Annotated in this window: 11 protein-coding genes and 1 tRNA gene; 6 read left to right on the top strand and 6 right to left on the bottom strand. The window is 69.5% G+C overall.

All coding sequences use genetic code 11. The annotated features are described in order from the left end of the window. Window positions 1-41 precede the first annotated feature (41 nt). Window positions 42-1256, top strand: a complete 1215-nt coding sequence (locus tag CBY09_RS19565; RefSeq protein ID WP_094291253.1) for an alpha-hydroxy acid oxidase — start codon at window positions 42-44, stop codon at window positions 1254-1256. A gap of 73 nt (window positions 1257-1329) precedes the next feature. Beyond that, window positions 1330-1419 (top strand) — tRNA-Ser (locus CBY09_RS19560). Window positions 1420-1510: 91 nt separating this feature from the next. Here the strand turns inward: CBY09_RS19560 and CBY09_RS19555 are convergent. After that, the gene (locus CBY09_RS19555) at window positions 1511-2659 is read right to left on the bottom strand and encodes a GGDEF domain-containing protein (protein ID WP_094291252.1); all 1149 of its coding nucleotides are present in this window, start codon (window positions 2657-2659) and stop codon (window positions 1511-1513) included. 278 nt (window positions 2660-2937) lie between these two features. Here CBY09_RS19555 and selD point away from each other — a divergent pair, with 278 nt between their 5' ends. Both selD and mnmH read left to right on the top strand, forming a co-directional pair. Next, a complete protein-coding gene (gene selD, locus CBY09_RS19550) occupies window positions 2938-3990 on the top strand; it encodes a selenide, water dikinase SelD (protein WP_094291251.1) in 1053 nt (350 codons plus the stop codon). Beyond that, entirely contained in the window at window positions 3990-5135 is a 1146-nt protein-coding gene (mnmH, locus tag CBY09_RS19545) for a tRNA 2-selenouridine(34) synthase MnmH (RefSeq protein WP_094291250.1), read from the top strand. The genes selD and mnmH overlap by 1 nt, the downstream gene beginning before the upstream one ends. Here the strand turns inward: mnmH and CBY09_RS19540 are convergent. From CBY09_RS19540 to CBY09_RS19520, 5 genes are all read right to left on the bottom strand, one after another. Then, the gene (locus tag CBY09_RS19540; RefSeq protein ID WP_094291249.1) at window positions 5132-7471 is read right to left on the bottom strand and encodes a CHASE2 domain-containing protein; all 2340 of its coding nucleotides are present in this window, start codon (window positions 7469-7471) and stop codon (window positions 5132-5134) included. The genes mnmH and CBY09_RS19540 overlap by 4 nt on opposite strands. 85 nt (window positions 7472-7556) lie before the next feature. Beyond that, the gene (locus tag CBY09_RS19535; protein WP_240515794.1) at window positions 7557-9302 is read right to left on the bottom strand and encodes a FecR domain-containing protein; all 1746 of its coding nucleotides are present in this window, start codon (window positions 9300-9302) and stop codon (window positions 7557-7559) included. 76 nt (window positions 9303-9378) lie between these two features. Then, window positions 9379-10077, bottom strand: coding sequence for a response regulator transcription factor (locus CBY09_RS19530; protein ID WP_094291480.1), 699 nt, complete (start codon window positions 10075-10077; stop codon window positions 9379-9381). 134 nt (window positions 10078-10211) lie between these two features. After that, window positions 10212-11225: a formylglycine-generating enzyme family protein gene (locus CBY09_RS19525; RefSeq protein ID WP_094291479.1), complete on the bottom strand. Its 1014-nt coding sequence runs from the start codon at window positions 11223-11225 to the stop codon at window positions 10212-10214. A gap of 53 nt (window positions 11226-11278) precedes the next feature. Continuing rightward, window positions 11279-11539 carry a hypothetical protein gene (locus CBY09_RS19520; protein ID WP_094291478.1) on the bottom strand — a complete coding sequence of 87 codons (261 nt, stop codon included), beginning with the start codon at window positions 11537-11539 and terminating at the stop codon, window positions 11279-11281. A 166-nt stretch (window positions 11540-11705) separates the two neighbouring features. Here CBY09_RS19520 and CBY09_RS19515 point away from each other — a divergent pair, with 166 nt between their 5' ends. Next, on the top strand, window positions 11706-13688 hold the full coding sequence (locus CBY09_RS19515) for an adenylate/guanylate cyclase domain-containing protein (RefSeq protein ID WP_165773947.1): 1983 nt from the start codon (window positions 11706-11708) through the stop codon (window positions 13686-13688). A 33-nt stretch (window positions 13689-13721) separates the two neighbouring features. Then, window positions 13722-14891: FecR family protein (locus CBY09_RS19510; protein WP_165773946.1), on the top strand; the 1170-nt coding region annotated here is incomplete at its 3' end.

Below are 14891 nucleotides of genomic sequence, written 5' to 3'. Positions count from 1 at the left end.
CGCATGAACGCGTTCTGAACGCTTGTACCCGTGTCCACACCATGACCACCGCCACTGATCCCTTGTCTCCTGCTGCAACGCCACTACCGCGCCCCCCGGCTGTGCTGCGCCGAATGCTGTCGCTGCACGACTTTGAGGACGCCGCGCGCAGGCGGCTGCCCCGGCCCATTTTTGGCTACATCGCAGGCGCGGCCGAGGACAATGCCTCGCTGCGCGACAACCGCGAGGTGTTTGGCGAGTACGCCTTCACCACGCGTGTGCTGCGCGACGTCTCGCAGCGCTCGCAGGCCGTGGAGCTGTTTGGCGAGCGCTACAGCAGCCCCTTCGGCATTGCACCCATGGGCATCAATGCGTTGTCCACCTACCGGGGCGATCTGGTGCTGGCGCGTGCGGCGCAGCGCGCAGGCATCGTGTCGGTCATGAGTGGCACTTCGCTGATCCCGATGGAAGACGTGGCGCGCGCGAGCCCGGGCACCTGGTTCCAGGCCTATCTGCCCGGCGACCAGGCGCGCGTTGATGCGCTCATCGACCGCGTGGAGCGCGCAGGTTTTCGCACGCTGGTGGTCACGGTGGACATTCCCATCTCGGCCAACCGCGAGAACAACATCCGCACGGGTTTTTCAACCCCGCTCAGGCCCGGCTTGCGCCTGGCGTGGGACGGCCTGGTGCGGCCACGCTGGGTGGCTGGCACCTTCTTGCGCACGCTGCTGCACCATGGCATGCCGCACTTCGAGAACTCGTTTGCCACGCGGGGTGCGCCCATTGTGTCGTCTTCAGTGCTGCGCGACTTCTCCGCGCGCGACCACCTCAGCTGGAACCACCTGGAGGCCATCCGTCGCCGCTGGAAGGGGCCGTTGGTTGTCAAAGGCCTGCTCAGTGTGGACGACGCATTGCAGGCCCGGAACCTGGGGGCCGACGGGGTGGTGCTGTCCAACCACGGAGGTCGCCAGCTCGACGGCGTCGTGTCCGCCATGCGCGTGCTGGAGGCCGTGGTGGCAGCGGTGGGGCCCGCTTTCCCGGTGCTCATTGATGGGGGCTTCCGGCGTGGCTCTGACGTGCTCAAGGCCATTGCGCTGGGCGCACGCATGGTGCTGGTGGGGCGCCCTTTCAACTACGCGGCCGCTGTGGCTGGGGAGGCCGGGGTGCAGCACGCCATCGGGCTGCTGCGCGACGAGGTAGACCGCAACCTCGCCATGCTGGGTGCCACAGCTTGCACTGACCTGGGGCCTGGGCACATCGTTCGCCGACACGGCTGAGGCAGACGGAACATGCGGGAGCCGCCTGTCTGAGCGCCGGAAAACCTTGCTATAATTGCAGCTTCGACTCACAGGAGAGGTGGCAGAGTGGTCGAATGTACCTGACTCGAAATCAGGCGTAGTGGCAACACTACCGTGGGTTCGAATCCCACCCTCTCCGCCAGTATTCAAAGGGTTTGCTGCTATGAAAATAGAAGCAAACCCTTTCTGGTTTCTGGGCCTCCTTGCCCACGTTTTCCCTTCCCAATTGTTCTTCAGCCGACCCGGACCTGGTTGCGGCCTTGTGCCTTGGCCTCGTAGAGGGCGGCATCGGCGCGTGCGATCAGGGCATCGACCGACTTGTCGCCGGGCTGTGCCGTGGTCACCCCGATGCTGACGGTGCAATGCGGCAGTCCTGCGGCCTCCGGCGTGGCGTCGAGTGCTGCGCGCATGCGTTCGGCCACGGCCTGTGCGTCGGCGCTGGCGGTTTCTGGCAGCAGCACCACGAATTCCTCGCCCCCATAGCGTCCGAGCCGGTCGGCCGATCGCAGGTGCGAATGGGCAAGCCGCACGAAGTGTGTGAGGACCTGGTCACCCGCAAGATGGCCATGCGTATCGTTGATGCGCTTGAAGTGGTCGATGTCCAGGATCAGCAGCGAAAACGGTTTGCCATAACGGCTCCAGCGGGCCAGTTCGTCGGCGCAGGCCGCCAGCACCGCCCGGCGGGTGTGTGCCCCCGTCAGGGAATCGTGGGTGGCCAGATGCTCAAACTCTGCGCGCACGCGCTCGCCGGCCATCAGCAACACCCCGATGCTGACCAGCAGCACCGAGAAGCTGAAGGCAGCGATGTAGAGGGTCTGGACGAAGGATTGTGCGAAGCGGTGGGTGTCGGCCTGGTCCAGCCACAGGGTGGAGATGGCACGGCAGACCAGCACAGCCGCTTGCCCCCACAGCACCATGGCCGTGAAGCGGGGGGCGAAGTCCTGGCTGCCATGGCGGCCCAGCAGGCGCGCATGTTCTGCCACGATCGCTGCCAGGGTGCCGCTGAAGACCAGCACCCGGATGCGGTAGTCGGGGTAAGCATGCATGAAGAAGGCAAGGGTGAGCAAAACCGCCGCGATCACCGCAGCCCAGCGGCGCCCTGAGGATGGCAGGCCATACAGCTGCTCGCTTCCCAGCAGGAACAGCGTGACGCCCACCAGCAGCAGTGCGTTGCCCGTCAGGGCCACGAGGGTGGGTGGGAGCACGCCGTCCAGGCCATAAAACAGCGTGGAACTGGCGCACAGCAGGGGCGCAGCGCCCCAAAGCCGCATGCCCCGGATCGACGGCGGGTAGCTGCGTCGCAAGCCCAGCAAGACCAGCCCCATCACGATGCCGATCAGACCCGCCATGATGGTCAGGGAGCGAAGGTCAAGACTGAGCATGAATGAGGGAGGGGGCTGGCGAAATGCCTGGGTTGGGGGACGAGGGCCTGCAAGGCGCGACCATCGCCTGGGGTAGTCATGCAGCGCCATTGCACCGTCCTGGTGCAATTCTAGGGGGCTGATCGGGCTGGGGTATGTCCAGCTTGGTATACCGTCCAGCAGCTTTTGCGGATTGCTCACGGGCACGGGGGGTGGGGCTGGCGTGTTGAGCCGCCGGGCCCTCATCGCCAGAATGGAGGGCTGCGCGGTTTGCGCCTCATGCCCGGAAAGAACCCTGTATGTCCCCAGAACTGCCGACAAACCCTCCCATCCGCCTGACCCAATACAGCCATGGCGCAGGCTGCGGCTGCAAGATCAGTCCCCAGGTGCTGGACGTGATCCTGGCGGGAAGCGGGGCGCAGAACCTGGACCCCCGGCTCTGGGTGGGCAACACCTCGCGCGACGATGCGGCCGTGTATGCGCTGGATGGTGAGCGCGGGGTGGTGTCCACCACCGACTTCTTCATGCCCATCGTGGACGACCCCTTCGATTTCGGCCGCATCGCGGCCACCAATGCCATCAGCGACATCTACGCCATGGGGGCGGACCCGCTGATGGCGATTGCCATCCTGGGCTGGCCGGTGAATGTCCTGCCGCCCGAGGTCGCACGCGAGGTGGTGCGCGGCGGGCGGGCCGTGTGCGATGCGGCGGGCATTCCGCTGGCGGGCGGGCATTCCATCGATGCGCCGGAGCCCATTTTTGGCCTGGCCGTGACCGGGGTGGTGGAGAAGCGCCACCTCAAGCGCAACGACACCGCCACGGCGGGCTGCCGCCTGTACCTGACCAAGCCCCTGGGCATTGGCATCCTGACCACGGCCGAGAAGAAGGCCCGGCTGCGCCCGCAGGACGTGGGTGTGGCGCGCGACCTGATGTGCACGCTGAACCAACCCGGCAGCCGGTTTGGCCGGTTGGCGGGGGTCAAGGCCATGACGGATGTCACGGGCTTTGGGCTGCTGGGGCACCTGGTCGAGATGGCCGATGGCAGCGGCCTGAGCGCCGAGATCGACTACGCCGCCGTGCCACGCCTGGCGGGGGTGGAGTACTACATGGACCAGGGCTGCGTGCCCGGCGGGACGTTGCGCAACTTCGACAGCTACGGCGCCAAAATTGCGCCGCTGACCGAAGAGCAGAAGCACCTGCTGTGCGACCCGCAGACCAGCGGTGGGTTGCTGGTGGCGGTGAGCCCCGAAGGCGAGGCCGATTTTCTGGCGGTGGCAAGCGGGCTGGGCCTGGCGCTGGCGCCCATTGGCCAGATGACGGAGCGGCGCGCCCTGGCCGTGGTGTTGCGCTGATGCTGGCCGCTTTGTCGGACTACCGGCACCTGTTCCTGAACGGTGTGCCCATGATGGACGTGCGTGCGCCGGTGGAGTTTGCGCAGGGCGCGTTCCCCGGGGTGGTCAACCATCCGCTGATGGACGATGGCGAACGCCAGCAGGTGGGTACCTGCTACAAGCACAAGGGGCAGGACGCGGCGATCGCCTTGGGGCACCAGCTGGTGTCCGGTGCCACCAAACAGGCCCGCATAGCTGCCTGGGCACAGTTTGCGCAGGACCATCCGGGGGGCGTGCTGTATTGCTTTCGGGGCGGCCTGCGGTCCCAGATAGTCCAGCAGTGGCTGCATGCCGAAGCGGGCATCGACTACCCCCGCGTCCAGGGCGGCTACAAGGCCCTGCGCGGCTTTCTCATCGACACCCTGGATGTGGCCTCAGCGCAGTGCGGTTTTGTGGTGCTGGGCGGTCTCACCGGCACCGGCAAGACCGAGGTGATTGCGAAACTGGCCCACGGGCTGGACCTGGAGGGGTTTGCCAACCACCGGGGCTCCAGCTTTGGCCAGCGTGTGAGCGGCCAGCCTTCGCAGATCGATTTCGAGAATCGGCTGGCCATTGACCTGCTGAAAAAGCGCGACCGAGGGCATGGAGCGTTTGTGATCGAAGACGAGGGGCGGCATGTGGGCAGTTGCTCCGTGCCGCTGGCGTTGCGGCAGCGGCTGGAGCAAGCCCCCATCGTGTGCCTGGACGACGGCTTTGATGCCCGGGTCGAACGCATCCTGCAGGACTATGTGGTGCTGCAATGCGCCGACTTCGTGGCGGCCCATGGCGAGGCGGTGGGCACCGATCTGTTTGCGGCCCGCTTGCTCGAAAGCCTGGACAAACTCGCCAAGCGCCTGGGCGGCGACCGGCACCGGGCGCTGCGCGCGACCATGCTGGCGGCGCTGGCGCGGCAAAAGGACTACGCAGACCCCGCGTTGCACCGGGGCTGGATCGCCCCGCTGGTGCGCGATTACTATGACCCGATGTATGCCTACCAGCAACGCCAGCGGGCGGGCCGCATCGTGTTCCAGGGCGACCGGCAGGCGGTGCTGGAGTATTTGGGTGCATCTGCCTCCACCGGAGGTACGGTAGGCGCGGCAGGTGCCGCAGGCTGGGGGGCGGTTTAGCCGCCGTTGCCTTCCGGCCCGTGGTCGCTGCGGGGCAGCACCAGCCGGAACTCGGCGCCGAGCCCTGTGTCGCTGTCCACCTCCAGGCTGCCACCGTGGCGCTGCACCACGGTGGCCACCAGCGCCAGGCCCAGGCCCACGCCCTGCACGGCAGGGTGGCTGCGGTCGTGAAGCCTTTGGTAAGGGGTGAAGAGCTTGTCCTGCAGTTCGGGCGCAATGCCGGGGCCCTGGTCACGCACCGACACCACCCAGTGCGGGCCCCGTTCTGCGATGGCGCACTGCACCACGCCGCCCTCCGGGCTGAATTTGATGGCGTTGTTGATCACATTGGCCAGGGCGCGGCGCAGCAGGGCCTGGTCCCCCAGGCACAGGGCGGCGTCGGGGGAGGCGATGGTGCGCACATCCACCTGCTTGTCACGGGCCAAGGCCCAGAGGTCGTCGGTGGTTTCGGCCAGCAGCGCGACCAGATCGATCGGCGCCATGCGGTATTCCTGTGCCTGCGCGCTGGCCAGTTGCACGAAGCTCTCGGCCATGCCCAGGGACGCGTGTGCATAGCGCTCGATGCGCCGCAGCAGTTCATCGTCTGCCATGCGGCCGGGGTAGGCGCGCTGCATCTCCAGCAGCGTGAGGATGGAGGCGTTGGGCGCACGGATGTCGTGCGAGATGAAGTGCATCGCCTGGTCGCGCTGCTGCAGGGCGCGGCGCATGTCGGTCAGGTCCACCAGCGTGAGCAGCCAGCCTGCGTTGGCCAGGTCGGTGAAGGGCTTGCACTGCACCAGCAGGCTGCGGCCCTGCGCATCGGTGCCTTCGCTGTGCTCGAGCATGGACCGTTGTTGCAGGTGTTCCAGTGTGACGAGCGGCAGGCGGCTGCCCGCATGCACCAGGTCGGCCAGCAGATCGACCACCGACTGGCCCTGCAGCGGGGCCTCTGCGCCGCCGCCCAGGTGCTCGCGGGCAGCCCGGTTGGCCAGCAGGATCTGGCCCTCGGGGTCGCAGACAAGGCTGGGCGAGGGCAACTGCTGCAGGCTTTCGCTCACGAAATGGTGCAGGTCGCGCAACTGGCGCGACGCGCGCTCGACCGCGTTGATGCGCCGTTCCAGAAAATCGGCCGAGTCCCCGGGGCGCCTGCGCAGCCGCATCGACAGGCCCTGGCGTTGCAGGTTCTCCATCTCCAGCCGCAGAAAGTGCGCCGCAGCACTCAGACGCCGCCAGCTCCACAGCGGGTAGGCCAGCACCAGCCCCAGCAGGGCGGCCGCCGGGGCAAACTGCAGGCCCGCCCACCAGGGCAGGCAAACGCTCAGCACCAGGGTGCCCACGGCCAGTGCTGCGCTGGTCAGCAGCGCTGCCAGGGGGCCGATCAGCAACAGGGCCAGCAGGGCTGCCGCCACAGGCACCAGGTTGAACAGGGTATTGAGCGTGCGCGAGGCAGGCACGATCTGCTCGTCCAGCAGGCGTGCATCCAGCACATGGGCCACCACCTCCACCCCCGGCATCAGGCGCGACTGCTGGCTGACCGGCGTGGCAAACATATCGCCCAGCCCCGATGCGGCGGCGCCCACCAGCACGTATTTGCCCCGGAAGGCATCGGGAGGCACCGCGCCGCGCAGCACGTCGATGTAAGAGTAGGTGGTGAACTGCGAGGGGCCGCCTGCGTAGGCGATCAGGGCCCGGTCGGTGCGCTCCCAGGGGCCTGCATCGGCGGCAAGGGCTGCTGGGCGGGGGCAGGGCGCCGCGCCAGATTGCCGCGCCTGCGCCACACATTGCAGGGCCATGCTGAAGTGGTGCCAGGGCGCGGCGGCCGGGCCTTCGCGCAGGTACAGGCTGCGCACCACCCCGTCGCCGTCGGGGGCTACATGCACATGGCCCAGGTCGGCGGCGGCCTGGGCAAATGCGGGCCAGGGCAGGTCGGTGGCGTTGCCTGTGGGGCCGTAGCCGCGCCGCAGCACGGGCAGCACCACCCGCCCGCTGCGCCGGATGGCGTCGGTGAGCAGCAGGTCGTCCTCGGGGTAGTCCAGGTCGGCTTCGTTGAACAACACGTCCATGCCGATCACATGCGGGTTCTGCGCCGAGATCCGCGTGATGAGTTCGGCATGCAGGGCCCGGCGCCAGGGCCAGCGGCCGATGGCGGCAATGCTGGGGTCGTCAATGGCCACGAGCACGATGTCCGGGTGCGGGGCGCGAGAGACCAGGCGCAGCCCGGCGTCCTGCACGAGGTGGTTCACCCGGCCCAGGCTCTCAGGCGTGCTGAGCCATGCCACCAGGGCCAGCAGCACAAGGGCCAGCACCGACCATTCCAGGCGGCGCCTGCGGCGGCGGCTGTGGGCAATGCTCAGCATGGGGCGGTGTTAGCGCCCGGGCGGGGCGCTGCAAAGGGGCATGTGCCGTCGGTGCCCGCCAGGGCACAGCGGCTGCAATGCGCGCTCAAGGGCGCCCCACCGGCGCTCCGCTGGAGGTGGACACCGGCAGCCCGGCGCCGGTGCGGATGCCCGTGCCTACGCGGATTTTGCGGGGCTGCGAGAACTCGCTTTCCAGGCCACTGGGGTCCAGCACCTGGATGCGCACCAGGTACTCGCCTGCGGGCAGGTTGCTGCCAGTCCAGCTGGGGGCGTCCAGCACTGTGTCCTGGGCGGGTTGGGCAAAAGCTGCGTCCGAGGCAGCGGCCAGCTGCAGCCGGAAGCGCTGGCCCGGCTGGGCCGGCCAGTGCAGGCGCACCGTGGGTTCGCCGTCGTCTGCCTGCAAGGCCTGCAGGGACAGCGTGGCCGGGCGCTCGGCCACGGTGAAGGGTTGCGGCGGGGCAAACGGGCCCTGGTCGGCCTGGCCGCCCTGCAACTGCTGAACGCTGGCCATGCGCCAGAAGTAGTTGCCCACGGGCAGGGCGCCAATGGGCAGGCGGCATTCGTCCAGGCGCTGTTCGTCGCGCAGGGGCTCGGAGAACTTCGCATCGGCGGCCACCTGCACGCGGTACCAGCGCACGCCAGGCACCTCGGTGCAGCGCAGCTCGGCCGCGCCGCTGGGCACCACGGCGCCGGGCGCGGGGGACTGGTGCAGCGGTGCCACGGGCCGGGTTTTGATGGTGAAGGGCTGCACGGCGGGCTGGCCTGCAATCCCGGCCTCGTCCACGGCCCGCACGGCCAGGTAATAGCGGCCGTCTTCGAGTGTTTTCCAACGCAGGCGCCCATCGGCAAAGCTGCCGTGGCGCAGCACCTGGGTGAGTGTTTCGTCCTGCGCCACCTGGGCCACATATCGCGTGGCGCCCGGGGTGGTGGGCAGGTCGATGGCCAGCAGGCTGGCATCGCCCAGCATGGTGGGCATGCCCGAGGTGTCGGGCGGTGGCAGCAGGGGGCGGGCTGGGCCCACGGTGCCATCGGTGGCCACGGCCAGGCCCTGGCCCGGCGCCAGCAAGGCGGTGGGGGCGGTCAGCGATGCGCCGGGGTGGCTGTCGGTGTCGCGCCGGGACTGCACGGCCACCGAGCCGTTGAGCACCGAGGCCGTGGTCTGGCCCGAGTCCGCCATGGCCACGCTGAAGTGGGTGCCGCGCACGCTGGTCACGGCCAGCGGGGTGCGGATTTCGAACCGGCGCAGGGGTTCGTTGCTGGGGGGCACGGTCGATTCCACGCCGCCCTTGTGCATCTCCAGCACAGACTGCACGCTGCCCGCGCGGCCACGGCGGCGCAACTGCCGCAGCTGCAGCTCAGACTGCGCCTGCACCCGGACCACCGTGCCATCGGCCAGCTTGACGGCCACAAAGGATTCCGGGCCCACCTGCAGCGACGTGCCTTCCTCCAGCTTGCCGCCAGGGCTGACAGGTGCGGGAGCATCACCGGCCCGCGCCTGTGCCGTGACGGCACCTTGCACGAACTGCACCGTGGCCGACTCGCTGGGCTGCAGGCGCACCGGGATCCAGATCACCGAGCCCGGCTGCAGGCGCCGGGGATCGGCCACCTTGTTGCGGGTCTGCAGCTGCTGCCACTGCCGGGGTGCGGCCAGGTAGTCCCGGGCCAGGCCTTCCAGGGTGTCCCCCTCCTTGACGATGTGGGCCACCTCATCCCCCAGGGAGGAGTGCGGGCTGGCCTGTGCTCCCCGGGCTGCAAGGCCTGTGAGGGTCACCAGAGCCAGCGCAGCGGCAGTGCAGGGGGTCCAGCGGATGTGCGGGATGGTGGGGGTCAAGTCAAGTCTCCTTCAGGCGGACCGGAACAGGCGAGGCCGCTTGTGGCGGGGCCTGCGGGGTTCTTTCATGTCTGGGTCAGCCTTTGCGCTGGGCTTCGACGGCTTCAAAACGGTAGCCTACGCCATACACCGCCGTGACGATGAAGCCATTGGCAGGGCGCAGGTCCAGCAGGGTGCGCAGGCGCGAGATGTGGGTGTCCAGCGAGCGCGACATGACGTCCGCCACCTGGCCCCAGACGATTTCCTTGAGGTGGTCGCGCGACAGCAACCGGCCCATGTTCTGGAACAGGAACAGCGCGAGGTCGTATTCGCGGTTCTTGAGTTCCACGGGCACACCGTCCATTTCGATGGCGCGGGTTTCGGGCAGAAACCGGTAGCGGCCAAACTCCAGCACGCTGGCTGCGTTGTCGGGGTAGGCACGGCGCAGCAGCGCGGCTACGCGGGCGTTGAGTTCGCCGATGCGCACAGGCTTGACCATGAAGTCGTCGGCCCCGCTGGCCAGCCCTTCGACGATGTCGCGTTCTTCCTGCCGGTTGGTTACGAACAGGATGGGCAGCTGTGCGGCCACGTTCTTGCGCACCCAGCGCACCACCTCGGGTCCGGTGGTGTCGGGCAGGTGCCAGTCCACGATCAGCAGGTCGAAGGTCTCGCGGCGCAGCGTGCGCAGCAACTCGGCGCCCGTCAAATGCGTGTGGCAGACATGGCCCATCGCCTCTGTGGCCTGCTTGATCAGATCCAGCTGAAGCGCATCGTCGTCCAGAGCGGCTATGCGCATGGTGTCTCCCATCGAAATCGAAGCCGGGAATTATTCGCTATATCCCGCGCCTGGCCTAGTGGCCCCGCGCGCGTGGGCAGGTGGTTTGACATTTGTTAACCCTTTGTTGTGTGTGGCAGACGCAGGGGGCGCCATCAGGGCGATGGCGGCCGGGGTGCTGCCATGGGGGCGATTTCGCGCACCAGCCGCATGCCGACCAGCGGATACCGCGTCTGTGGCGTGTTCCAGTTGCGAAAGCCGCAACGTGCATAAAACGACCAGGTATGCCACGAGCCGCCCCTGCGCACCCGCACACCGCCCTCGGCCGGGCCCTGGGGGTCGGCCTCTGGCGAGTGGGCGTAGTAGTTGTCGTCGTGCCAGTCTGCCACCCATTCCCAGGCGTTGCCCAGCATGTCGTGCAGGCCAAAGGCATTGGCGGCATAGCTGCCCACAGGGGAGGTAAAGGCATGACCGTCGCTGCCCGCCAGCGCATGATTGCGCCAGCGTGGCCACAGGGGGGCGGCGTCCTGGTCAAAAGTGTTGGCCACCCGCACCAGGCCTTGCGGATCGTCGCCATGGGGATAAAGGGTGCGGGTGCCCGCGCGGCAGGCGTATTCCCACTCGGCCTCAGTGGGCAGGCGGTAGCGGTGGTCTTCGGTGCGGCTCAGCCAGCGCGCCAGGGCCTGCGCGTCGTTCCAGGTGATGTTGACGACCGGGTGGTCCGGGCCCTGCGCAAACCCGGGGTTGCGCCATGAGTACCGGGGCAAGCGCCCCTCGAACGCGTCGCCGCGCTGGGTGGTGGCCGGGTCGTACTGGGGGTTGTAGCCATAGCCCCCCGTGCCATCGGCCTCGGATTCAGGCTGGTAGCCCGAAGCTTCGACAAACCGCTGGAACTGCCGCACCGTGACCTCGTGCTGGCCCAGGTAGAACGCGCGGCGGATGTGCACTTCATGGGTGGGCGCTTCATCGATCAGGTCGGTGAAGCGTTTTTTCTCCAGCTGCGGGTAGGTCTGGGCCAGCATCTCCACCGGCGGCACGCCCCCCATCCAGAACCGGCCCGCAGGCACTTGCACAAACACCATGCCCAGGCTGTTGACCCAGGTCGAGGCGGCCGGGGGCACCGGGCGAGGTGCGTGCTGGCATCCCGCCAGCAGCGCGACCAGAGCCATCAGGGCCCCACGGGCGCCCGCACGGCGGGTGCGTACGGTGCGGGCTGCGGGCATCAAGGTTTGTCGGGCAGTTCGCTCACGCACTCAAAAACCAGGCGCGAGCCGTCGTTGCGCAGCAGCTTGGCGTGCAGCGCCAGGCGCTGGCATTCGCGGCTGGCGGTGGCGTAGGCCTGGGAGGTGTCGGGGCCGTACACCGGCACGCTGAAGGTGCGGTCCCGTCCCGAGGCCATGGGCCCGGAGGGGTGGTGGGGCTGGGTGGCATTGCAACCGGCGAGCAGGGCCAGCACAGAGACCGAGGCAAACAGCAGTTTCATAGGGTTCTCCAGATCAGTCCAGGCGTCCAGTTTAAGGGCCGGGTGCAAGGAAGCGGCCGCTGGGCACGTTTGCGTATATCCCCGCTGTGCACGGGGCGGGGGACGCACTACAGTGTGTTCACCATGCTGGGCTGCATCGTGTGGCGCCAGCCAAAGAGGGGGCGGGATGGCAGGCACGCAATCACCGGTCACACAAGACGCCTGGCGCGCCTGGGCGCTGCGGGTGCTGTGGGCACTGGGCCTGCTGGCCCTGCTGCAGGCGCTGCCGGTGTGGGCCCCGCTGCAGCGGCTGGAATACGACCTGCTGGCCAGCCTCACCGCCCCGGTGCGGCCCGATGTGGGTGTGCTGGTGGTGGGGCTCGACGAGCCCAGCCTGGCCGCGCTGAACATGAGCCCGCCCCTGCCGCGCCGCCTGCATGCGCAGCTGGTGGACGCCGTATCGGCCGCAGGCGCCGCCGCGCTGGGCATCGACATGCTGTTTGCCGCACCCCAGACGACCGAGGACGACGCGGCCCTGGCCCTGGCGCTGCAAGGGCGTTTGCCCGTGGTGCTGGCCACGGCCGAGGTGGAGGTGCCCAGCTCGCAGGTGGCGCAATACCGGCAGACTGTGCCCTCCGTGTTCCCCCATGCCCGGTTTGGCAGTGTGGCCGTCGAGCCGGATGGCGACGGCGTGCTGCGCCGCGCCCCGGGGCACGACGCCGCACTGTGGCGCGTGCTGGCCGAGGCTGCAGGGCGCGTGGTCATTCCGCCGCCCGAGGGCGCGCTGCTGCGCTACTACGCGCCCGAGCTGCCTTTGCCCTACGCCCACTACACCCAGGCGCTGGAGCCCGCGCGCATGCTGGCGCCGGGCGCCCTGCAAGGCCGGGTGCTGCTGCTGGGGCAGAACACGCCGGTGGACGGCGTGGACCAGTTCGCCACCCCCTTGCATATGCTGGGGGCGGGCACCCAGTCGGGTGTGCTGGTGCATGCCACGGCGCTGATCAACGGGCTTGCTGGCGACTGGATCCGGCCCGCGCACCCCCTGGGGCCGTTCGTGCAGGCCGTGCTGGCGGTGGGCGCGGTGGCAGCGCTCACACGCCGCTGGCGCGGGGCGCGGGCCGCATGGCTCAGCGCCGTGCTGGCGCTGCTGGCCGTGGCGGGCGGGTGGTGGGCCCTGGTGGCGGGCCTGTGGTGGAGCGCGCTGCCCACGCTGGCAGGCCTGGCGCTGCATTTCAACGTGGGGGCGGCTGACAGCTATTGGCGCGAACACCGCCGCCGCGAGCAGCTGCGCGCAGACTTTGCCCGCTATGTGCCACCCGCCGTGGTCGATGCGCTGGTGGCCGAAGGCGCGGCCCCGGTGCTGCAAGGCGAGCGCCGCGTGTTGACCCTGCTGTTCTCCGACCTGGCCGGTTTCACGGCCGCCAGCGAGCGCCTGCCGCCCGAGGCCGTGGCCCAGACGCTCAACGCCTATTTTTCGCGCATGACCCACACCGTGCACCAGCATGGCGGCACGCTCGACAAGTTCATTGGCGACGCCGTCATGGCCTTCTGGAATGCGCCCCTGCCCGAGCCTGCCCATGCGGCGCGCGCACTGGCCTGCGCCCAGGCCATGCAGGCCGAGATGGTGGCCCTGCGCGCGCAATGGGCGGGCACACCGTTTGCGCAGGTGCAGCTGCGCATCGGCCTGCACACGGGCGAGGCGGCGGTGGGCCACCTGGGCTCGCACGAACGCTTTACTTACACCGCCGTGGGCGACGCAGTGAACACCGCCGCGCGGCTCGAAGGGGCCAACAAGGCCTTTGGCTCCAGCATCCTGCTCTCCGGCGCCACGCGTGCGGCCCTGCCCGCCGGGGCCCCCGAGCACGCGCACCTGCTCTGGCTCGACACCGTGGTGCTGGCCGGGCGCAGCACGGGGCTGGATGTGTACACCCCGTGCGACGACGCCACGCTGGTGGCCATGAGCCAGGCGCTGCACCACCATTTGCAAGCCGCCGAATGGGCCCCGGCCCTGGCGTGTTGTGCTGAATGGCAGGCCCACGCGCACCGCAAGGCGCCACAGTGGGCGCTGCATGCCGATCAGCTCCACGCCCGGGTGCTGGCCCTGGCCGATGCCGCAGAGCAGGCCCCGGCCGCGCCACCGTTTTTTGGCGCCCGTGCAATCGACAAATAGAAGACCCCGAACCTCCCGATGAAAGGCCACACCATGCCATCCCATCGCCGCTTCTTCCGTTGGACCCGTCTGGGCCTCGCGCTCGGTGCGATGGGCAGTGCCTCCGCCTGGGCGCAGTGCGCAGGCGGCGCACCCGTGCCCGGCGCGTCGGCAGCGCAGATCGTGGCGCTGGCGGGCCAGGGCCAGACCCGCGCGCCCGGTGTGGAGCCCTGGTCCCCCGCCGCGCTGGCGCAGCAGCTCGGGGCGGGAGCCGACATGCGCACGCTGGCGCTGTCGTCCGCCGCCCTGCTGCTGGCCGACCGCACCCAGATCCGCATGTCGGCCAGCGCCCAGGTGCGGCTGTGCGAGTCGCAGCCCCAGCGCACCCTGCTGGAACTGGCAGCCGGGCGCCTCTGGGCCCGCACCAAGAAAACCCCGGCCACCCTGCAGCTGCAAACCCCCGCCGCCCTGGCCGTGGTGCGCGGCACCGACTGGGATGTGGAGGTGGACGCGGCTGGGCGCACCACGCTCACCGTGCTCTCAGGTCTGGTGGAGCTGTCCAACGCCCAGGGCAGCGTGCAACTGGGCCCGGCCGAGCAGGGCTTTGTGGAGCCGGGGCGGGCGCCCGTCAAACGCGTGCTGGTCAACCCCCGCGAGCGGGTGCAGTGGGTGGCGGCCTACCCCACGGACACCACCCGCTGGGCCGAATTCCAGCGCCCCGACATCGCACCCGCGCTGGCCGACCTGCGCGCAGCGCTGCAGGCAGGCCAGTGGAATGCCGCGCAGGCCCAGCTGCAGCAGATGGCCGCGCGGGGCGACGCCAGCGCCGTGGTGCCCCTGGTGTTGGCCGACCTGGACCTGCGAAACGGCCAGATGGACGCCGCCCAGGCCCGCCTGGCCGCTGCCTGGCCGCGCACACAAGACCCGCGCATCGCCGCCCGCCGTGCGGAGCTGCTGATGGCGCTGGACCGCCCCGCCGAGGCCCGCGCCTGGCTGGACACCACCCGCACCGCCGCCCCCGCCGCGCCCGAGCTGTTGCTGGCCGATGCCGACTGGCACCGCCTGGAGGGCCGGGGCGACGCCGCCCTGGCCCTGTACCGCCAGGCGGCCGATGCGGCGCCCGCAGGCACAGCGCAGCAGGCCGCTGCGCTGCGGGGCCTGGGCCGTGCGCTGCAGGAGCGGGGCGACCTGCATGCCGCCCGCACCACCCTGGCGCGCGCCGTG

Source organism: Acidovorax kalamii (assembly GCF_002245625.1).
Classification (GTDB): Bacteria; Pseudomonadota; Gammaproteobacteria; order Burkholderiales; family Burkholderiaceae_C; genus Acidovorax; species Acidovorax kalamii.
This window is presented reverse-complemented; position numbering and strand designations above follow the sequence as displayed.